Origin of the sequence: Vibrio sp. ZF 223 (genome assembly GCF_003050585.1) — a bacterium.
In the GTDB taxonomy this organism is placed as follows: Bacteria; Pseudomonadota; Gammaproteobacteria; order Enterobacterales; family Vibrionaceae; genus Vibrio; species Vibrio crassostreae.
In genome coordinates, this window is record NZ_PIGB01000004.1 from 149905 (window position 1) to 169061 (window position 19157).

The 19157-nt window shown below is 43.0% G+C and carries 22 protein-coding genes and 3 pseudogenes; 11 read left to right on the forward strand and 14 right to left on the reverse strand.

Features of this window, described 5'->3' with window-relative positions:
• Positions 1-231: 231 nt before the first annotated feature.
• The 8 genes and pseudogenes from CWO13_RS10430 to CWO13_RS10465 form a co-directional block, all read left to right on the forward strand.
• Complete coding sequence (locus CWO13_RS10430; RefSeq protein ID WP_107899547.1) at positions 232-1608, forward strand: O-antigen ligase family protein; 1377 nt, start codon at positions 232-234, stop codon at positions 1606-1608.
• Positions 1609-1700: 92 nt separating this feature from the next.
• Positions 1701-2486 (forward strand): acyltransferase, encoded by a 786-nt coding sequence (locus CWO13_RS10435; protein WP_102431960.1) that lies wholly within the window; start codon positions 1701-1703, stop codon positions 2484-2486.
• Positions 2479-3597, forward strand: a complete 1119-nt coding sequence (locus tag CWO13_RS10440) for a glycosyltransferase (RefSeq protein ID WP_108082898.1) — start codon at positions 2479-2481, stop codon at positions 3595-3597. The genes CWO13_RS10435 and CWO13_RS10440 overlap by 8 nt, the downstream gene beginning before the upstream one ends.
• Positions 3594-5018 carry a GumC family protein gene (locus tag CWO13_RS10445; protein ID WP_102431962.1) on the forward strand — a complete coding sequence of 475 codons (1425 nt, stop codon included), beginning with the start codon at positions 3594-3596 and terminating at the stop codon, positions 5016-5018. The genes CWO13_RS10440 and CWO13_RS10445 overlap by 4 nt, the downstream gene beginning before the upstream one ends.
• Before the next feature lie 341 nt (positions 5019-5359).
• Positions 5360-6460 (forward strand): glycosyltransferase, encoded by a 1101-nt coding sequence (locus CWO13_RS10450; protein WP_108082899.1) that lies wholly within the window; start codon positions 5360-5362, stop codon positions 6458-6460.
• Positions 6457-7644 carry a glycosyltransferase family 2 protein gene (locus tag CWO13_RS10455; protein WP_102431964.1) on the forward strand — a complete coding sequence of 396 codons (1188 nt, stop codon included), beginning with the start codon at positions 6457-6459 and terminating at the stop codon, positions 7642-7644. The genes CWO13_RS10450 and CWO13_RS10455 overlap by 4 nt, the downstream gene beginning before the upstream one ends.
• Positions 7645-7653: 9 nt before the next feature.
• Positions 7654-8313: a sugar transferase gene (locus CWO13_RS10460; RefSeq protein ID WP_107899548.1), complete on the forward strand. Its 660-nt coding sequence runs from the start codon at positions 7654-7656 to the stop codon at positions 8311-8313.
• A gap of 81 nt (positions 8314-8394) precedes the next feature.
• Positions 8395-8691: pseudogene (locus CWO13_RS10465) on the forward strand (efflux transporter outer membrane subunit); the annotation flags it as partial.
• Positions 8692-8820: 129 nt separating this feature from the next.
• Here the strand turns inward: CWO13_RS10465 and CWO13_RS10470 are convergent.
• From CWO13_RS10470 to CWO13_RS10510, 9 genes are all read right to left on the reverse strand, one after another.
• A complete protein-coding gene (locus CWO13_RS10470; protein ID WP_102431966.1) occupies positions 8821-9273 on the reverse strand; it encodes a hypothetical protein in 453 nt (150 codons plus the stop codon).
• A gap of 69 nt (positions 9274-9342) precedes the next feature.
• Complete coding sequence (locus tag CWO13_RS10475; protein WP_107899549.1) at positions 9343-9657, reverse strand: hypothetical protein; 315 nt, start codon at positions 9655-9657, stop codon at positions 9343-9345.
• A gap of 104 nt (positions 9658-9761) precedes the next feature.
• Positions 9762-10211 carry a DUF3291 domain-containing protein gene (locus CWO13_RS10480; protein ID WP_107899550.1) on the reverse strand — a complete coding sequence of 150 codons (450 nt, stop codon included), beginning with the start codon at positions 10209-10211 and terminating at the stop codon, positions 9762-9764.
• A gap of 63 nt (positions 10212-10274) precedes the next feature.
• Positions 10275-10556, reverse strand: coding sequence for a hypothetical protein (locus CWO13_RS10485; protein WP_061017995.1), 282 nt, complete (start codon positions 10554-10556; stop codon positions 10275-10277).
• A 194-nt stretch (positions 10557-10750) separates the two neighbouring features.
• Positions 10751-11155, reverse strand: coding sequence for a DUF1801 domain-containing protein (locus CWO13_RS10490; RefSeq protein ID WP_107899551.1), 405 nt, complete (start codon positions 11153-11155; stop codon positions 10751-10753).
• A gap of 104 nt (positions 11156-11259) precedes the next feature.
• Complete coding sequence (locus CWO13_RS10495; RefSeq protein WP_107899552.1) at positions 11260-11712, reverse strand: hypothetical protein; 453 nt, start codon at positions 11710-11712, stop codon at positions 11260-11262.
• 26 nt (positions 11713-11738) lie between these two features.
• Positions 11739-12161 carry a hypothetical protein gene (locus CWO13_RS10500; protein ID WP_102431971.1) on the reverse strand — a complete coding sequence of 141 codons (423 nt, stop codon included), beginning with the start codon at positions 12159-12161 and terminating at the stop codon, positions 11739-11741.
• 210 nt (positions 12162-12371) lie between these two features.
• Complete coding sequence (locus tag CWO13_RS10505; protein ID WP_108020709.1) at positions 12372-12851, reverse strand: AAA family ATPase; 480 nt, start codon at positions 12849-12851, stop codon at positions 12372-12374.
• Positions 12852-12973: 122 nt separating this feature from the next.
• Positions 12974-13456 (reverse strand): DUF523 domain-containing protein, encoded by a 483-nt coding sequence (locus CWO13_RS10510; RefSeq protein WP_108082900.1) that lies wholly within the window; start codon positions 13454-13456, stop codon positions 12974-12976.
• A 189-nt stretch (positions 13457-13645) separates the two neighbouring features.
• On the opposite strand from CWO13_RS10510, the pseudogene CWO13_RS23455 reads away from it, so the two are divergent.
• Both CWO13_RS23455 and CWO13_RS23460 read left to right on the forward strand, forming a co-directional pair.
• Positions 13646-13771: pseudogene (locus CWO13_RS23455) on the forward strand (IS110 family transposase); the annotation flags it as partial.
• A gap of 29 nt (positions 13772-13800) precedes the next feature.
• A pseudogene (locus CWO13_RS23460) lies at positions 13801-14076 on the forward strand (transposase); the annotation flags it as partial.
• A 52-nt stretch (positions 14077-14128) separates the two neighbouring features.
• Here CWO13_RS23460 and CWO13_RS10520 read toward each other — a convergent pair.
• Both CWO13_RS10520 and CWO13_RS10525 read right to left on the reverse strand, forming a co-directional pair.
• Positions 14129-14713 carry a DUF1294 domain-containing protein gene (locus CWO13_RS10520; RefSeq protein ID WP_102431974.1) on the reverse strand — a complete coding sequence of 195 codons (585 nt, stop codon included), beginning with the start codon at positions 14711-14713 and terminating at the stop codon, positions 14129-14131.
• Positions 14714-14834: 121 nt separating this feature from the next.
• On the reverse strand, positions 14835-15158 hold the full coding sequence (locus CWO13_RS10525) for a DUF6572 domain-containing protein (RefSeq protein ID WP_108082901.1): 324 nt from the start codon (positions 15156-15158) through the stop codon (positions 14835-14837).
• A gap of 98 nt (positions 15159-15256) precedes the next feature.
• Between CWO13_RS10525 and CWO13_RS10530 the strand changes: the two genes are divergently transcribed.
• Positions 15257-16285 carry an IS110 family transposase gene (locus tag CWO13_RS10530; protein WP_108082902.1) on the forward strand — a complete coding sequence of 343 codons (1029 nt, stop codon included), beginning with the start codon at positions 15257-15259 and terminating at the stop codon, positions 16283-16285.
• Positions 16286-16679: 394 nt separating this feature from the next.
• Here CWO13_RS10530 and CWO13_RS10535 read toward each other — a convergent pair whose 3' ends face one another.
• The 3 genes from CWO13_RS10535 to CWO13_RS10545 form a co-directional block, all read right to left on the reverse strand.
• Positions 16680-16895 (reverse strand): DUF6434 domain-containing protein, encoded by a 216-nt coding sequence (locus CWO13_RS10535; RefSeq protein ID WP_061026088.1) that lies wholly within the window; start codon positions 16893-16895, stop codon positions 16680-16682.
• A 283-nt stretch (positions 16896-17178) separates the two neighbouring features.
• Positions 17179-18270, reverse strand: coding sequence for an IS91 family transposase (locus CWO13_RS10540; protein ID WP_108082903.1), 1092 nt, complete (start codon positions 18268-18270; stop codon positions 17179-17181).
• Positions 18267-19124, reverse strand: a complete 858-nt coding sequence (locus CWO13_RS10545) for a tyrosine-type recombinase/integrase (protein ID WP_099166413.1) — start codon at positions 19122-19124, stop codon at positions 18267-18269. Before CWO13_RS10545 ends, CWO13_RS10540 begins: the two co-directional genes overlap by 4 nt.
• Positions 19125-19157: the final 33 nt, after the last annotated feature.

Here is a 19157-nt window from a genome sequence, read left to right on the forward strand (position 1 = left end):
GTCAGGGTTGATCACTTTGGCTTAACGATTTGGGCACCCTAGTCAGTTTTATAGTGATTCTCAAAATGAAAAACCTCAACTCAAATCTACCACCTCCCTCTGTAATATAACCTTAAATCAGCAGCTTAAACAAAATGCATAACTGGCACTCGCTTTGCAATATTTAACATCAGGCGTCACTACGCCTTAAAAAATTGGTGAGCCAGTTTATTTGCGATATTAGAGGTAACAATGATCAACCCAGAAGCCAATAGATTCCCAGTCATCATTATGATCAGCACCTTATGTGTTGGGCTTGGTGTTGTTTGGTACTTTGTGCCTCATCCCGCTGTTATTGTAGCGCTAGCTCTTCTGCCATTAACCGGATTATTCGTTTTAAACAAGACATTTTGGTTAGTGTTGCTGTTCGTTGTCTTTTCATTTTTCCGAATTCACGAAGCAATACCTCAACTTTATTCACTAAAAATACCGCTGATGCTCTCACTAGGCGCTCTATCAGCCCTACTCTGGCATGCATTAATCAGTAAAGAGCTTAAAATATTTTGGCACCCTTGCTTGAATTGGCTCGCCATATTTTGGGGTTTGGTTTTCATTGGTATTATCTTCGCGACTAACAGACCGATTGCTCTGGCGGAATTCAAAGGTGTTTACTGGAAAATAATGGTGATGACACTCGCCATCGTTTGGTTAGTAAACAGTGCAGAGTATTTGGTCAAGACTTCGACCGCTATTATCTGTGCGGGATCATTAGTTGCTAGCATCGCGATTAATAATTCAATCAACGGGATTGGTTTAGTGGAAGGCAGTCGCGTAACTATAGGTCGTGACTTTGGTTCGATGTTAGGCGACCCGAATGACCTATCCTTAGTTCTTATGTTCCCATTAGCCTTTGCTATCAGTCAAGCGACCACGACGGGGATCCCGGTAACAAGACGTATCATTAGTGTTGGTGCAACGGTTTTATTACTTGCTGCCGTTATTGCCACACAAAGTCGAGGTGGTTTACTTGGCTCACTTGCTGTAGTCGGGATCTTTGCGCTCAAAATCATTCGTTCAAAATCACTGTTGATTACTTTGGGAGCAATTGGAGCGATTGGCCTTTATTTCGCTGCCGGGATTTCAGATCGAGCATCTGGCGGTGCGGCTGAACAAGGTATCGATGAATCAGCTATGGGGCGGATTTATGCTTGGGAAGCTGCCTTTAAGATGGCGCTAGATAACCCTTTAACCGGAGTCGGTTTGGATAACTTCTTTTCCAACTACTTCTTCTACAGTTCCCACTGGGATGGTTTAAACCATGCTGTTCACAGTACTTGGTTTGGCGTACTTGCAGAAACCGGCTTTCTAGGACTCATCATATACGTGATACTGATTACCTCACTGATCAAAACCATACGTTCCACACTGAAGCAGCTTTCAGAAACAACTAACACCATAGATCCAAACCTTAATGCCGCCGCTTACGCTGTATATGCTGGGTTGATCGGCACCATCGTGTCAGGAACTTTTCTAACGCAAGGCTTCAATTGGCCTATTTATATCCTCGCAGCACTGGTTGTCGCTATCGCGAACATATCTCAAACTGCCTGTCAAAATGAGAAAACCTAAAAGCCAATTCTTAACCAATTGAAAATATTGAGTTTATTAAATGGCATAGTATATGAAAGTACTTCTATATAACAAGACAGAGGAGTTTCATTATGACGTCAGTATCTATACATCAATTCAAGCATTGGCTTAAGTTTCATCCTAATTCTCGAATTAGAAATGTATTTTTCATTTTGAAAAATATCAGAAGCGCAGAGCTACCTACCCCTCAAGTACTTAATCGCTGCCTATATCAAGCGCACAAGCTAGTGGTGAATTTGGTTTCTGGCTTTACTCGCTTCTTCTACTGGACACCAGCTTTTAAAGGTCGTGTGGCTCAATGTGGTAAACGCCTGTATTTGTATGGTGGTCTACCTTTCGTGAGCGGTCCGGTACAAATTTCGATTGGCGACAATTGCCGCATCTCTGGGCACACTACGTTCTCTGGTTGTACGCAACCATTGGAAGGCTTAGAACATCCATTGCTTTCGATTGGTAACAATGTCGACATCGGTTGGCAGTCGACTATCGCTGTTGGAGGAAAAGTGGTTATCTCTGACAACGTACGCATTGCTGGCGGTGCTTTCCTATTTGGATACTCTGGACACCCACTTGATGCAAAACGCCGAGCACTAGGTGAAGGCGATGATCCTCAGCAAATCGGCGACATCATACTTGAACCTGATGTGTGGCTAGGCACTAATGTAACGGTTAAAGGTGGCGTAACCATCGGCGAAGGTGCGGTAATAGCCGCAGGTAGCGTAGTAACAAAGAATATCCCTGCCTTTGCAATTGCTGGCGGTAACCCTGCTCGAGTTGTCGGTCAGATTAAATCCGTTGAAGGGACTGAATCCGATGTATTCGATTCGTTAGAGACTCATGGAGGTGACCATGCGTGATTTAATCGTATTTGGTGAAGACTTTGGCGGCCTACCTTCATCGACTCAACATTTAGTTCGTCACCTTGCTAAGCTGCACAAAGTCTTGTGGGTCAACTCTATTGGTCTAAGACAACCGAAGCTGTCCGCTAAAGATGCAACCCGAGCGTTCAACAAATTGTTTGGCAAAACCAAAGCTATGACTCAAAACATGCTCGACTCTGAGGGACACGACAACATTACGATCGTGAACTTGAAGACCATTCCTGCGCCTGCTTCTAAGTTTTCTAGAAAGTTGGCTCAGCAAATGATGTTACACCAAATAAAACCGGTTATTGCTGAACTTAATCTTAATTCGCCTATCCTGTGGACTTCACTTCCGACCGCTGTTGATTTGTGCGGACACTTAGGTGAGTCATCTGTGGTTTATTACTGTGGCGATGATTTCAGCGCTTTGGCAGGTGTTGATCATGACACGGTAGCGCAACACGAATCGGAGTTGATCAACAAAGCGACTCTTATATTCGCGGCCAGCAAAAAGTTGATGGATAAGTTTCCAAAGCATAAAGCACACTTGCTACCACATGGTGTCGACGTAAACCTATTTTCAACACCAGCACCAAGAGCAAAAGATTTACCAAGTAACCACCGCCCTATTGCTGGTTTTTATGGCAGCCTTTCTAAGTGGCTTGATTATGAAATAATTGATCATGTTGCGAATGCAATGCCGGAATGGGATTTTGTTTTTATTGGCCCAAACGAGCTTGATACGCTCATGCTGCCTAAGTTGAGTAACGTACATTACCTAGGCCCACGTCCGCACCATACATTACCGAGCTATTCTCAACACTGGGATGTGAGCTTATTGCCGTTTGTTGATAACGAGCAGATCCGAGCTTGCAGCCCACTTAAACTAATGGAATACCTTGCGGCCGGCACACCAATTATCACAACGCCATTCCCTGCTTTAGTTCCATACCAAGAGCACGTAACGACTGTTGGCAGTGCAAATCAAATGATTTGGGCGCTTAACCATGCGCGCCAACTGAGCAATTCACCTATCTCTGTCGTCGAACAAGAGAGTTGGCAGAACCGTGGTAACTTCGTTCATTGGATGTTGGAGCTATTATGAATAATCTGAAATTGCGGTTATTGGCCATCATCAATGCCATGTGGCGCCAACGCTACGTTATCGTTCTACCAATGCTTATTTTGCCCTTTGTAGGCTTCGGTGTAAGCAAGTTGGCTCCGACCAAATATGACGCGCATACCAGTATGTTGATTCAAGAAACCGCCAAAATGAATCCATTCTTGGAAGACATAGCCGTTTCTACCATGCTCAAAGACCGACTCAATGCATTAAGAACGCTGCTACACAGTCGACATGTTCTTTACTCGGTCGCTGATGAATTGCAGCTAACCACACCAGATATGCCAGATCTAGAAAAAGAAGAAATCATCACCGACTTGTCTCAACGCTTATCAGTTACTCAGCTTGGAAAAGACTTTCTCAAGATCAGTTTAACGTCCAACACTCCAACTGGAATGGAAGCGACGCTGCGATCGGTCAGTGAACATTTCATTGAACAATTGTTAGCGCCGGAACGCTCATCTATTGAAGATTCAAGTGACTTTTTAAAAATTCATATAGACAAGCGTCGTATTGAACTTGAAACAGCAGAAGAAGCATTGGCCTTGTACATGAACGAAAACGTGCAATCGACGCCAGAAGTACAAAGCCAAAGCTTAAACCGCTTAGCATCGCTGAAACAGAACCTTGCTGAAAAAGAGGCAGAGTTATCGGGCGTTGAAAAAAGTCTTGGCTCAATTGACCAACAACTTTCAAGAACCAACCCTGTGATAGGTAAATTAGAAGACCAAATCATCGATATTCGAAGCGACCTTGCCCTGTTACAAGCTAAATACACAGACAAACACAGTGCTGTGCAAGCTAAAGTCCGTGAATTAGACAGACTTGAAAATGAGAGAAAAAGTTTACTCGAAGTAACCCAACCAACGATGAACAGCGACCAACTTTGGGACATTGCAAGTAGCACGACACTGAACAAACTTTCTGATACCCAACCTCTTTTGGTCACTCAACTACATAGCCTACAACTGGTTCGTGCTCGCTTTGAGTCTTTAACAGAAGAGACCAAAAGCCTTCGTACTATGATTTTCGAACTAGAACACAAGGCCAATAACTTCGGTGAAAATGCAAAAGAGATGTACCGTCTTAAGCGACAAGTTGAGATTAAGCGCCAACTTTATGATGAACTGACAGAACGTTATGAAATGGCTCAGCTAACGGGTTCGCTTGGGGTATTCGAGCAAAACAAACGTGTGAAAATTATCGACTTGCCTTTCACACCTAGCATGAAATCTAACATGCCGACTTTTATCTTTGTTCTGGCTGGATTTGTTGCAGGCATCGGATTGGGCATTGGTCTTGCGGTATTGTTTGAGTTATTCGATTCTACAATCAAACGTAAAGCCGAAATCGAAGATATCTTGGGTGTTCCAGTAATAACGGTAATTCCTAAAATGAGCTAGTCAGCTTTAAAATCAGACCTTACCTGAGGTTTACTCCCTTACAATAAATGCCAACACTCGATTGGCGTTTTGCTTGTCTAACACCCCAAGTTCTTAAACCCACTTCCTAATTTCCCTAAGCCCTATGATCCAAACAGCCATTCAATCGCATTTTGTTTTGATTCCCATTTTGAGAAATGAAAACCGCCTCAGACGAACCGTGTTTAAGTAATTGAAAATTAGAGATTATTTAGTTGGCACAACTCCTGCTATCTCCTTGTGTAGTTAAACGTTTTAAAGAAGTTACTTCACGAGAAACGGCAGAAAGGCGAAACAAGAATTATAAAGGCAGGGTTCAAATTATGAATACGCATTTAACGAAGCATGGCAAAAAGATCATACACGTTGTTCAGCACCTTGCTCCGGGTGGCTTAGAAACCCTAACTCTTGATTTGCTGCGCCTTGCTAAACCAACAGACCAAGTGTTGATTGTCAGTCTAGAAGGAACAAAACAAGACTCGATCAACAACTGGCCTAAATTAAAGCAGTACCAAAATCAGATCGTCTTTTTGGATAAGCAACCAGGTGTGCAATTCAATATCATCATCAAATTGATTAAAGCATTTAATGGTATTCAACCTGATGTGGTTCATACCCATCACATCGGCCCCCTACTTTATGCTGGATATGCCGCCCGCGTAACGGGTGTTCCAACTCGAATTCATACTGAACATGATGCTTGGCACCTAAACAATAGTAAACGTCGCCGTTTACAAGCGCTTGCTTTAAAAGCTGCTCAGCCAACGTTGGTTGCCGACGCGACACGTGTTTACAACCAGCTCCGCACCGCTTTTTCTTACGAGAACATCATTACCATCAAAAATGGTGTGGATTGTGAGAAATTTAAGCCAATGTCGAAAGAGCATGCAAGAGCAAACCTAAACCTACCAACAGACAAACACATCATCGGCTGTGCAGGTCGTCTAGAACATGTCAAAGGCCAAGACCAACTCATCAAAGCGTTGACTCTTCTACCTGAAAACATGGTTGTTGCATTTGCTGGCGGCGGTACGAAACGCAATCAACTAGAGCAACTCACTAGCCGATTGAATCTCAGTGACCGAGTCATCTTCCTCGGCCTAGTCGACGACATGACCACGTTTTACGGAGCGTTGGATACTTTCTGCCTTCCTTCTCGCCACGAGGGGTTGCCTCTTTCAACACTCGAAGCTCAAGCGTGCAATATTCCAACCGTCGCAATGGACGTTGGCGCTGTCGATGAAACCTTATGCCCAATCAGTAGCACCCTTGTTAAAAAGGGCAGCATTATAGAGTTAGCCAATGCGTTACTAGAAACTCAAAATGAGCGCTTTTTGTCACCCCGCCACTATGTACTAGACAACTTCGACATAGTGAATATGGTTGCCTCTTACAACAGCATCTCAGAAGGAGCTTACGCATGATCGATTGGTTACTTGCCGGACTTTGTTTATTTTCAGGTGCGTTGATTGTCTATCATCACGCAGCCTACCCTTTATTGCTGCGCTGGTACGCGAAAAACCACCCTGCACGTCAAGTTGAAGAGAGTCATCGTTGTTACAAAGAGGAACAACAAGATTGCACGTTACCGACCATCACCGTTCTTGTTCCTGCATTTAACGAAGAACAGTGGATTGCAGACAAGATTCGTAACCTTGCTTCTCTCGATTACCCAAAAAAGAAACTGAAAGTCATTATCGCTTGCGATGGTTGTACCGATAACACGGTCGCAATTGCTCAGATGACCATCCAAGAAGCGATGTGTAGTGATATTCATTTTGAGATACATGACCACCAATTGAACCGAGGTAAAGTAGCGGTTATTAATGAGGAAGTGACACATATCACCAGTGACCTTACAGCATTGAGTGACGTTTCCGCCCTTATTTCATTGGATGCATTACTTATTGCTGCCGCTCATTTTGAAAGTGACAAGGTTGGCGTGGTAAACGCAACGTATCAGCTTTGCCCAACAGGCAACGAAGGCGAAAACACTTACTGGCAGTACCAAACCGCCGTTAAAGAGTCTGAGGCTTCATTAGGTTCGAGCTTAGGTTCTCATGGCGCCTTCTACTTATTCAGAACACACCTCTTTGAACTACTTCCTTTAAATACCATCAATGATGATTTCATCTTACCGATGCAAATCGTAAAACAAGGTTACATTGCTGAGTATGAAACCCAAATGGTGGCACTAGAGCTAGAAGAATCGAACCTAGAAACAGACTTCAAAAGAAGACTTCGTATTTCAGCGGGCAACATGCAACAAGCGATTCGATTGTTCGGCTTGTTCAGCCCGAAGTTCAAAGGCATCGCGTTTGCGTTCTTCTCAGGAAAAGGACTTCGCCTCCTAACACCATATTTAATGATTGTGTGCTTAGTGTGCTCCATCTTGCTTAGCAACTACTTGGTGTTCGAAGCACTGTTATGGGCTCAAGTTACCGTTTATACCATTGGCGTAATTGGCTGTATCTTGCCAAAGCGTTTAGTAAACAAACCTATTTCATTAATCTCTTATTTGATAGTTGGACACTACGCCAACTTCATTGGTGGCATACGTTACCTAATCGGACTAGAAAACTCACCTTGGACACGAGCGAATCATTAAGGACTTATTATGATGAACATTGAACAGCTATCTACTCAAAACCTATACCAAGACAAAATTTCACGAGCTAAACGTAGATTTGATTTGGTAAGCTCATTGATTGCTTTGATTCTGCTAGCACCGGTATTTCCACTGATTGCAATGGCGATTGCACTCACTTCTCGTGGTCCTATTTTTTACCGCCAACTTCGCGTTGGTAAATCAACACCACAGAAAATGGAACTATTTGAAATCATGAAGTTCCGTAGCATGTACGAAGATGCAGAAACTCGCTCTGGTGCAGTTTGGGCAACCGCGAATGACCCACGAATCACACCGGTTGGTCGATTCTTGAGAAAGACTCGTCTCGATGAACTGCCACAACTGTTTAATGTATTAAAAGGTGAAATGTCTCTTATTGGTCCACGCCCTGAGCGCCCTACTTTTTACACTAAACTAGAGAACGAAATCCCTTACTTTGCTGACCGCACTTATGGCGTAATGCCGGGTATTACAGGGCTTGCACAAGTGAACCAAGGTTATGACACCTGCATCGATGATGTACGTCGTAAAGTAGGTTTTGATCACAGCTACGCACTGAGTCTATGTTCTATGAAATCTTGGATTGCCACTGACCTGAGCATCATAACAAAAACGATCGTCGTTATGGTTAATGGTCGCGGTCGCTAAACCAGTATGGTCTAAAGTGAGAGAACCAGCTGCTTAGTCCAAGGTGAAAAATAGAGCAGTCTTGTCCAATGTGAACACAAAGCCAGCTTTGATAGTGATTTATCGGCTGGCTTTTTACTGCCTCAAAACAAGCCAAACGATGAAGCTACCCTTGCCGTCGATAACGCGGTGAACAAAGCAAAGTCGCTATACAAAGCAGGCCTAGTCGATTACTTATCGGTGCTAGACGCACAAAGACAACAAAAAGCGATGCAAGATCGCCAAGTAGCCGCCAAGCTTCAAACCGCCAACACCACGATTGCCGTGTATAAAGCGTTAGGTGGAGATTGGAAAGTCGCTAGAGAAACACAAAGTGTCGAGTTAGCTTCTGTGAACTAACAAAGCTACACGCTGTTCACCTAAACAATAAGCTGTAATCGTTCAGATAAGCTTAATAAGAAAATACCGCCGAAATCATCGGCGGTATTTTTGTTACTGAAAGTCGCTGTGGCAATTGTGCACCCATGTTTAACGGATATGTACCTTTCCAATTGGGTTTAAACGACTAAATCGGTATTTAGGGTAATAGATCCAAAACAGTTCTTCGTTCTTAGAGTCTTGAGCTATCAATAACTCAACCTCGCCAGAGTTAATAGCAATACGTACTTTACTTTTTGATAAAGGCTTCGTTCTATTTATCGTTACGTAGTTACTACTTCTCAAAGAGTCTAACAATTTAGATTCCTCAAACTCCTCATGAGCCTCCACAACGAAACTCGACACGCTCAGCTCTTCAGCGAGGAGCTTTCGGATTTGATACTTCTGAGAGAGAAACAGAACGATACTGATTGCTGCGACTCCACTTAATAGAATCAACGCTTTTATATTTTTACGCCAGACCCCAACAAAAAGAGCTGAAAGTAAGCTTACAATAAAAACTAAGGAGGTAACCGTAAACCAAATATCTAAATAGTCGCCCATAATTAACCTATTCACCTCAACCTAGTTTAAGTACCCCTGATCATGTCTTCCATGACGAAAGTGAACTATTTACGCGACAACCAGTGACGAGGAATTAGACGCATCGTTGCTGTCTGTATCTACGGTTTTGATCAGAGGACCAGCACACTCGACAAAACCACCGATATCGAAAGTATCTGGCGCATCGGCTCCGCCCGTCACACCAAAACTGCCTTTCACCACTGGATCCTTCTCAGTCTTATCTACGTCTAAAATGATCTCTACTTTATACGTGTGACCATCTGGAAGGAGTTTCGCACACTCTTCCAGTGTTGAAGCGGTAGCACTCATGCTGAAACCAAATAAACACACCGCAAGTACACTACTTTTCATTTTCAACATCATTAAACCTCTCGAAGACTATAGAAACATCATACCAACAATCGACTCATTTTCACGGGGATTGCTATAAAACGTCTAAAAAACATAACCTTGGTTATCTATGAACGCTACTTTGGCGCTTCTGACTCTGAAAAATTGGTTTTAAAAGTGAAGGCATACGGCGTATCACCGATTTCTCTGAGGTGTTCAAGTCGCTCTATCGCTTCTTCGAGTGTGGGAATACGGTCTTCTTCGATCCACCAAAGAACATAAGTATCTTCAGGTAAACGATAAAACCAATCCCCCTTTCGGCGCATGAAATCACGGTGATGTGTACGGAACATGAAGTTCTTTAACGAATCCACAGAGTCCCACACCGACATATTCACAATCATATTCGGATCATCAAAAGCTTGGATATTGGTCGCATCACCAGATTCATCTTTCAGACGCCAAACGAACCCTTCACTGCTTTCTGCGATTCCATTAACCAACTCTAAGTTATCGACAAACTCTTTGATTTCTGGCGCATCTAACGGGTATTTCGCCAAAGCGATATTTAACTGAGCCAATTTCATAACGTTTCTTCCTTGATAAATTATGAGTAAATTTTTCTAGCACGCCGACTGATTCTTACAAAACTAAAGAACAGCTACGCCTTCAACTTCAATCACTGAGTTAACATTAGCGCGTTCGATTATCTTGAGTAACGTCGTTTGGATTAGTTCATTATCTCGAATTTCGGTTTCACAAGAAAAACGCTCTTCTTGAACACCATCGCCCTCGCCCAACATGAATTGAACCGCTACTTCCGTTGCGAGATCTTTGGTCGTTCCGTAGTACGCTAACGTGATTTTAGGGTATCCGTGGTCGCCTTTTTTAACCTGCTTTGCGATACGTTTCTTGGCTTTATCTAAATTCATACAACTTCCTTTTAAGTCTGAAATACAAGGTGACTAGAACAACTTTTTAAACGGTAAGCAATACAATCAGCGTTGGTTATAGAGCTTCCCTAGCCTCTTGATACTAATCAAGATGGTACAGTCTTAACGCTTTAAAGAGTGATAGCTAGAACACAGATAACCAGTTTAAGAAATATAATGACAGCGCGTAAGAATTACGCGCCAAGAAGCGGTAGATGTTTTCGTTGTTGATAAGTTAAGGCTAACTCTAAGCACTGCTTGATTGGTGCTTTGGGAAGTGGTTCAGTTAGGTTCAAGATGATTGCCCGATTACCTTGAAATGCCAATGTGCCATCGTGCAATTCTCTGAATGTGTCGATTAGCTTCGTTTGACAGTTAAAGAACAAGTAATAGTTATTTGGCGATTTTAATTTCCAATCGATTCGAATTGGACTGCCCGTCTTAACGCTGTAACTCGGCTCGCCCCATTTCAGAGACTCTTCGACGTCACCTAAATCCAAATCAGAACAAAGTTCAAAAATTAATGCACGCAACTCTTCAAGCCGAGCTCGAACATCATCGGGATACTCATCGAAATATGTTTTGATTGCTTTGTCCATTCAATCTCCGATTCACTTGTTGAGATATTAAAGTGCTGCTCACTTAAAGCATAGAGCCTTAAAAATTAGTCCAACTTGATATGAAAAGTGCCAAGTGTAGTAAATCATTTTTCAGTTATCTGTTCGTTAGCGGTTTTCAAGGCCAGCTTTAAACCGTCCGTATCCTTACAACCAATGTAAACATGCTTTCGATTGCTTAAGCTTAACTTCAGCGCTGAACCTATCGATGCATTATACAACCAGCCATCATTCAGCATTCGGATACCAATACCTTGATACCACTTGCTTTGATAGAACGATGTCTCTGTAATGTCTGATACTTCGACATTCTTACGCCAAAAACCAAAGCCGAAATACCAGCTTAGTACATTGTCTTTGACCTCAATTGTCATGGAGAAAAAGAGCAAAGCAATTAGACCATTGATGGCGTGAGCGATTAATGTCCCAGGGTTATTATCCGAGGTAACGACAATGAAAGCACTTAACGCAACAAGGATGAGCAGCAATCCCTTGTTGAATTCCTTACTATAAAACACAGCGACAACTCCTATAGACAACGAACAACCCACTAACTAGCCAACCGCTATCTTACTGCGGCCTTTCTAAATAATCGTAGCAAGTAATGCAGGCATACTCCCACAACCAAACCAAGTAGCATCGCCTTGATACTACCCACCCAAAGTATCAAACCAGAATAACCTTGTCCCGGACCTAAGCCTTGTTTATTAATCACATCGACAAACATAAAACCGTTCCACAGCACATGCAGTGAGGCTGTAAATCCATGCACACAAATTACAACGGTTCCAAGTAACTTGTGCCTGTTAATGACAGGTGCGCCACAAAAGATGACAACAAGCGCAAAGGTCAAAATCAGAGGGCCCGACAGTACTAAAGTGAGTGTGATTACTTCAACGTGGCTCTCTGTGCCATAACTGTATGTACAAAATACCATTGTCATTGAAAACAAAAGCGAAATGAGTGCGAACCATAGCGTTCTATTCATTGGGGTTCCCTGCCTTAATAGTGGGTTTAGGACAAATTCGATAATCGACAGGAAGAACTAATTACCAAAAATACGGCATGAGAAATGCCCTTGTTGCACTACTATTCGATGGACGACTCAGACTTTCATAAACCCAATGTAACGTGAGACTTAGAACACAAGCTAGATAACAAAAACGCCACTCACGTTCGCGCCTGACTACATACCTTATCAAGCTTCCTGTTGAACCCAAACAACATTTTCATTTGAAGTTGGAACCTCAAACCAAGACCAAAACAGATCTAACATTTCTGGTGTCATTTCATAAGACTTACCATTGAGTTTCGAGTTACGACTAAATGCCCTCTTCTTACAAGTCTCAAACGGAACATCAAGGTAGTGAACTTCGCTGTCCACACCTAGGTTTGATGCCCAGCTTGTAAAAGAGTCTCGGTCAGATTTACGCCAAAAACCAAAGTCGAAAATCACAGGAATACCCAAAGAAAAGAGTTGCATTGCAGAGTCCTTGAATAAGCCTTGAAGCGTAGCCAGTCGGCTATCAAAAACCTCACGCTCCATATGCTCGCCATACAAAGGAATCATCCACTCGTCGATCGAAAAACGAAAAGCGCCATGCTTTTCTGCAAGCGATTTAGAGTAAGTCGTTTTACCCGAACCGATAAAGCCACATACGAAATAGATTTTACTCATGATCCCTCTATTATTTGTCAGCACATCACCGCCTAATCTAAACCCTGGCACCTAAATCAACACAGTTGAATCAAACCAATTAGTGTGAATCTGCTTTAGTCTCTTGTTAGTTGTATTACAAGCTACTCACTTGGGCTATTTTTAGAGCTAGCAACGTCATGCTGACTCATAACAGTTATACCGTTTTGGCGAAGTAATGCAGTAGTGGCGCCCACGCCAACAACTTTTGTTCCTTCAAATTTTCCATTGTAAATCTGAGAGCTGCCACAAGAAGGGCTCCCATCCGTTAAAATCGCACTTGAGATATTTTCCTGCTGACAAATTTTCAAAGCTAACCTAGCTCCCTTGAGGAACTCCTTTGTTACGTCAGAGCCATCTTTTCCCATGATCTTCGAAGAGCCTTCGATGACGTTAGTGCCATCGCCTCCACAGATTTCAGCCGGAACTCTAGGTGTTGGCAAACCTCCAGCAACTTCAGGGCAGAAAGAGACAATTTCATTTGCTTCGACAAACTTCTGAAACTCAGGAGATTCAGGTTTTAAATCATTGCCGTCATAACGAACTTTGCACCCAAGTAAACATGAACTAACCAATACTTTACTCACAATAGACACCTTTAACCTATAAGAGAAAACTAAGGCAATTTAAACATTTAAGCCGTAGGTACGAAAGACTACAGCATATTGAAGCTGTAAAGTTTCTGCAAAAATTAAAACCCAGCTAACGAATGACATGGATTCCCCCTACCGAGGATCTGCCACACTTATGTGGTACTTAAATGCATCGGAGGCACCATGTCTGATTATTCTTATTTCTGCGGTATCGACCTAGCTAAAAACTACTTTAGTCTTCATGCCGTAGACCAAAATGGTAAGGTCATACTTCATAAGTCGGTAACTCGCTCTAAACTACTAACTACTAACTACTAACTACAATAGCAAATATGCCGCTCATTGGTGTCGCTCCAATAACACGCGAAAGTGCACGCTACAAAGGTAAGCGCGAGCTCCAAGGCGGTCGAACGCAAGTACGCACAGTGTTATATATGGCAATGATGTCAGCCATGCAATGTAACCTCGTATTCAAAGCGACTTATGCTCGACTTTTAGCTGCCGGGATGCCTAAGAAAGTCGTAATAATCGCGTGTGTACGCAAGATCGCTGTGACCCTTAATTCTATGCTGAGAGGTGGCGCCATGTGGGATGAAAATACAGCCAAAAATTAATCACTGACGCCATAGTCGTTTGTTAGCCCACTGTTGAATTAGACCAACAGTTCTAAAACGAGCCCAAAAGACCTTGAATCAACTTCCTGCCAGGTTCACTAAACAACCAAACAAAACAGCCGATGTTTATCATTATCGTAACCCAAAGAATAAATTTAAAGGGCTGCTTTCTCGATTTATGCCGTAGCTGGAACTGAGCCAATAATGCTCCTGGCCAACCACCTAGTAATGAAAGCAAATGAAGGGTATTTTCCGATGTTCGCCAAGCTCCACCTTGTGCAGCTTGTTTGTCCCAAGCGAACATCAAATATGTGAAAATGCTCATTAAAAGATATAACGGGATCAGGAGTAGCTCACCTTTAAACAGAACTACCGATGTGATTGCGGCAACCAAAAAGCTAAAACCAAATAAAACTGTGAAAGGAAAACCATTAACCCCTTGGACTACAACATTTTTAGCATTAAGACGCCCCTTGTTATCTTCAGTCACGTCATAGCTTACACTATCTGTTAGTTTAGGACGGTAGCCTCGATTTTTGACCGATGAAATATGGAAAAATACTCTCAACTCGCCACCCGCTGAAGAAATAAAGCCATAGCCCTTATTGTCATTCCATTCGACTATTTGACCTTTCATCATGTTCCTCCGTCATTGTGAAGCCTGTGGGCTAACGCCAAGCTAAGCTGTGAGTGAACGTGTGCCAAAATGAAGCGAAGCGGAATCGGCACGCGTTCACGAATCAGACTTAAGCGCCTTGTCAGTTGTAATTCTTCACCTCGTGCGTAAGGCTAAAGCCCGCTTCACTTACTACTTTTGATGCCAATAAAATGAATTTCTCAGCTTCATTGTTAGGTTGGTATTTTGAAACTACCTGGATTTCAAATAGCTTGTTCTTTGCTAACGGGTATTGCTCAAACACTTCACCAGACTCAATAAACGACAAGTAGAGGTTCAGCTTTTCTTGGAGCAACAAGAGCTTTTCATTTTCATCGTCCCACTCTAAATGATCGGATATCACTAAAGTTACTTTTTCTTCGTCGTGCCCAATAATGTCTACTTTATCTAGTTGCTCAATTGTCATTTTTGCTCGATTACAACTAACGAATGATATGGACTCCCTCTACCTGACACTCTGCGTGCCATACTTACTTAGTACACGCTGAAGAATTGGAGGTTACTATGTCCACCATTAAAACTATTGGCGTTGACCTCGCCAAGAATGTGTTCAGTATTCACGGCGTTGATGCATATGGCAAGTGCGTCCTACGCAAAACTGTCAAAAGAAACAAACTCTTAGACACATTCGCTAAGTTATCGCCCTGCCTCATCGGTATGGAGGCGTGCTCTGGTGCACACCACTGGGCAAGAGAACTGCTGAAACTCGGTCATAACCCGAAAATTATGGCGTCCAAATTCGTTATCCCATATCGACAAAATGAGAAGAACGATGCCAATGACGCGGAGGCCATCTGCGAAGCAGTATCTAGACCCAAAACACGATTTGTCACTATCAAAAGTGAAGAGCAACAAGCTGTGCTTTGCCTGCATCGTATTCGACAGGGGCTAATTAAAACAAGAACGGCGACTATTAACCAACTCAGAGGTTTGCTCTCTGAATTTGGCATTGTGATGCCGCAGGGTCGCTACTCGGCTCAAAACACCATTGGTAGTGTCCTTGAAGATGCAGAAAATGGGCTGCCTATACTCGCTCGAGAGCTACTTCAATATTTATCGAGCAAGATTCAAAACCTTAACCTAGAAGTACTGCACTATGATCGTAGAGTCTCTGCTTTAGTTCGTGAGATGGCTTCAGCCAAAGCCCTCATGGATATTCCAGGTGTCGGTGAACACAGTGCAAGTGCCATTGTCGCGACGGTCAATGACGCCAAACAATTTGGCTCCAGCCGCCAATTCGCTGCTTGGATAGGGTTAGTTCCAAGACAACACTCAACAGGTGGTCATGTTCATCTTGGTCGCATCAGCAAAAGAGGCGAAAAACACATTCGCACTCTACTTATTCATGGCGCAAGAGCCGTTATTGCACGATGTAAAGAGAAAACCGATCGCAACAGTATTTGGTTAAATCAACTCGTTGAACGACGAGGTTATAAACGAGCAGCTGTCGCCCTAGCAGCAAAGAACGCTCGTATAATATGGGCATTATTAACAACGGGAAAAGAGTACAAGATTAACTATGTAAACGGTTAACACTCACCGAGTCAAAGCAATAGCAAATGATGACAATACGACCAGACCGAGATGTCTAAACCTGTTTAATTGGGAAGTAATAAATACTGTTTAACGAATGAGGCAGGCATCAAGCGAATATCATCAAGGTGACGGAACGAATCCGATTAAACACCGAATGTAGAGCTGCTGTCCGATCCACTGTTGTCAGCGGGAGCTATTGTTGACAAAAGAGGGAGTCCATGTAGCCCAATTAAGTAGCTGACAACGCTACTAATACACTCAAATCTACCACCTAAATCACTGAAGCTAAGCCGAGTTGAAAATGCCAAGCGTTGACAGTCTGCTTAAATTGCTTGTTATACAAAGCCTAGCAACACCCGCAGAACTTAGTGCCTTGCCTTTGATCACTACCTTACTTTAGTTTCTGGCGACTCGACCATTCTTTGCAGGCATCAATCATTGTGAGACCAGTAGCTCCTTGCATCCATTGCATAAAACCTCGGTCGAATTTGAAATCATCGCCAAATTTGGATTTGAAATATCTACGAACATTTTGAGTCGTTTTATAAGTGTCTGTAATGACAGTTGTATCGAGTATCTCAATCTTGTGCCAATCAACCTTTTCCATGGTTTAGATTACTCCCTAACGCTTAAGTATTTATCCGTTGTCGTAGCACAATGGATAAATACCTGTTGGACTTGGCTGCTTCTATCTATGGAATTTGCTTTTTAGGACTGACTTGCGTTCCACTCTTATCATTAAGACCGGTACCCCGTCAGCCGTCCATTTTCCACTTCTAGCCGCCAATTTATCTACAGCGACTATACCCGTTGCATAATCTTTTTAAAAGCGAACAATGCCCCTCTCTCGCCATAACACAACGATAATTTTATTCATTATAATCAGACAACTAGGTCAGTTGGTACTCTGAAACGACTATCCTAGGTCTAATATTGATGCACACGAGTACCATGCTGTTGCTATGGCAGTTCGGACAACACGGTTTCTCTTTCAGCACTTCCGATTTCTCTGCGGGTCGCTCTCGTAAGCTATGCCTAATTTCCGCTATCGCTTTTACCCGTACAGCATTAGCTAAAAAGCCATAGTAGCGTATTCGCATTAGCCCTTTAGGCAACACATGTAAAAGTAAGCGTCGAAGCAACTCGCCCGCATTACAACACATTCTTTGAGTCCCGTTGGTTCGATAATCTTTGTAACTCATCGTGATACGGCCATCCACGTTATAACTTAATTGGTTTGGATTTAACCCAATACGATTGCAATACCGAGATAGATAACCCACTACCGCTGTGGGCTCGTGGAGTACAGGTTTACTGTACACAACCCATCTCTTACTAGCGGCTTCCTCTAATAAATTACTGTGCGTCGCTATCAACTCGCTTACTCGACATAACATCTCTTTCTTAAAACGAACGGATAAGGCTTTAACCGGAAGCAGGTAACTCTCTTTTCTTGTCGGTTGCCATTGCCGATCTTTTGTAAGCACCCCACTCGGTAGTAGGCAATGAATATGAGTATGTTGACTCAGATTTCTTCCCCAAGTGTGAAGAACCATTAATGCTCCAAGTTGACCGACAAGGTGATGCCGCTCATTAGCAAACGCGCATAATGTTGCCCACACTGAATGAAACAAGCATTGATAAACCACCTTAGGATGCGCTTTAACCAGAGCATTGAACTCGTGAGGTAAGGTAAAAACCATATGATGGTAGGCCACAGGTAAAATATCTTGGCTTCGCTTTGTTAGCCATTGCTGTCTCATCTGCTCTTGGCAATTGGGGCAATGACGATCTCGACAAGAGCAGTTCCAACGAGTTTCATGACCACATTGCTGACAACGCCAGTCGTAACTACCCATACGCTCCGTTCGGCAGTCTCTTAAATGGTTAAGCACTTGCCACTGCCTCGGTGTGACTTTGCTTTTATCAAGCTCTTCTAAACCTTGTGTTAATACGGCTTGGTAAGGAGATAATGCGTTCATTCGCTCTCCTCCCATAGTTGAGCAACTAAGTCGAACTTACTTCCGTCCGAGCTTTCGTTGTGATGACCTATCCAATGGGTGTACCTCAATGTCGTTTTGATATTCGAATGTCCGAGGTAACGCTGCAGAACATTCAAAGGCATGCCCGATTCGAGCTGATGAGTCGCATAAGCGTGCCTCAAGGCGTGTATTCCTCCTAATTTTCTGACGTTTGCCTCAACTTTTGCTGCTTTGAAGCACTTCTGCAAAGAGCTAATACCCAATGGCTTTTCGGGCTCTAGGCTGGGAAACAGCACTACGGTTGGGTGATAATGACGCCAGTAATTTCGAAGATGATTCAGTTGGCTATCACCCAGTGGAACAAAGCGATCTTTTTTACCTTTACCACAATGAATGTGCAGTCGTTTCGCCGTACCATCGATGTCTTTCACGTACAAGCCGACGACCTCACTGACACGTAGGCCACACCCGTAACACATTTCAAGTGCGGTCTGATATTTAAGACTTCGACAATGACTAATGATACTTCTTACTTCCTCGCGATTAAGCAGCTCCGGTATTTTACTGGCACGTTTAATCGGGGGAACCAGTCGCTCTTCAAATTCTCTATTCAAAACGGCACGATAAAAGAACAAGATAGCATTCAAAGCTTGAGCACAAGTACTACTACTTAAGCTCCGCTCTGTGGTGAGCGTACGTAAATAAGCACTAATCTGTTGATCGGTGAGTAAATCAGGGGACAGATCGTAAGTAGTAGATAGATCTTTAACCCAACGTAAATAGCTTGCATGAGTTTTCGGAGAAAAACGGCGAACCGCCATTTCATCGATAAGTTGTTGTCTTAATGGGCTCATGATGTATTCCTTAATCTATGGATACATCATAAG

Excerpts from the sequence above, each read along its gene's own strand:
- CWO13_RS10430 (WP_107899547.1), top strand. The coding sequence starts at position 232 with ATGATCAACCCAGAAGCCAATAGATTCCCAGTCATCATTATGATCAGC.
- CWO13_RS10435 (WP_102431960.1), top strand. The coding sequence starts at position 1,701 with ATGACGTCAGTATCTATACATCAATTCAAGCATTGGCTTAAGTTTCAT.
- CWO13_RS10440 (WP_108082898.1), top strand. The coding sequence starts at position 2,479 with ATGCGTGATTTAATCGTATTTGGTGAAGACTTTGGCGGCCTACCTTCA.
- CWO13_RS10445 (WP_102431962.1), top strand. The coding sequence starts at position 3,594 with ATGAATAATCTGAAATTGCGGTTATTGGCCATCATCAATGCCATGTGG.
- CWO13_RS10450 (WP_108082899.1), top strand. The coding sequence starts at position 5,360 with ATGAATACGCATTTAACGAAGCATGGCAAAAAGATCATACACGTTGTT.
- CWO13_RS10455 (WP_102431964.1), top strand. The coding sequence starts at position 6,457 with ATGATCGATTGGTTACTTGCCGGACTTTGTTTATTTTCAGGTGCGTTG.
- CWO13_RS10460 (WP_107899548.1), top strand. The coding sequence starts at position 7,654 with ATGATGAACATTGAACAGCTATCTACTCAAAACCTATACCAAGACAAA.
- CWO13_RS10470 (WP_102431966.1), bottom strand. The coding sequence starts at position 9,273 with ATGGGCGACTATTTAGATATTTGGTTTACGGTTACCTCCTTAGTTTTT.
- CWO13_RS10475 (WP_107899549.1), bottom strand. The coding sequence starts at position 9,657 with ATGATGTTGAAAATGAAAAGTAGTGTACTTGCGGTGTGTTTATTTGGT.
- CWO13_RS10480 (WP_107899550.1), bottom strand. The coding sequence starts at position 10,211 with ATGAAATTGGCTCAGTTAAATATCGCTTTGGCGAAATACCCGTTAGAT.
- CWO13_RS10485 (WP_061017995.1), bottom strand. The coding sequence starts at position 10,556 with ATGAATTTAGATAAAGCCAAGAAACGTATCGCAAAGCAGGTTAAAAAA.
- CWO13_RS10490 (WP_107899551.1), bottom strand. The coding sequence starts at position 11,155 with ATGGACAAAGCAATCAAAACATATTTCGATGAGTATCCCGATGATGTT.
- CWO13_RS10500 (WP_102431971.1), bottom strand. The coding sequence starts at position 12,161 with ATGAATAGAACGCTATGGTTCGCACTCATTTCGCTTTTGTTTTCAATG.
- CWO13_RS10505 (WP_108020709.1), bottom strand. The coding sequence starts at position 12,851 with ATGAGTAAAATCTATTTCGTATGTGGCTTTATCGGTTCGGGTAAAACG.
- CWO13_RS10520 (WP_102431974.1), bottom strand. The coding sequence starts at position 14,713 with ATGAAAGGTCAAATAGTCGAATGGAATGACAATAAGGGCTATGGCTTT.
- CWO13_RS10525 (WP_108082901.1), bottom strand. The coding sequence starts at position 15,158 with ATGACAATTGAGCAACTAGATAAAGTAGACATTATTGGGCACGACGAA.
- CWO13_RS10530 (WP_108082902.1), top strand. The coding sequence starts at position 15,257 with ATGTCCACCATTAAAACTATTGGCGTTGACCTCGCCAAGAATGTGTTC.
- CWO13_RS10535 (WP_061026088.1), bottom strand. The coding sequence starts at position 16,895 with ATGGAAAAGGTTGATTGGCACAAGATTGAGATACTCGATACAACTGTC.
- CWO13_RS10540 (WP_108082903.1), bottom strand. The coding sequence starts at position 18,270 with ATGAACGCATTATCTCCTTACCAAGCCGTATTAACACAAGGTTTAGAA.
- CWO13_RS10545 (WP_099166413.1), bottom strand. The coding sequence starts at position 19,124 with ATGAGCCCATTAAGACAACAACTTATCGATGAAATGGCGGTTCGCCGT.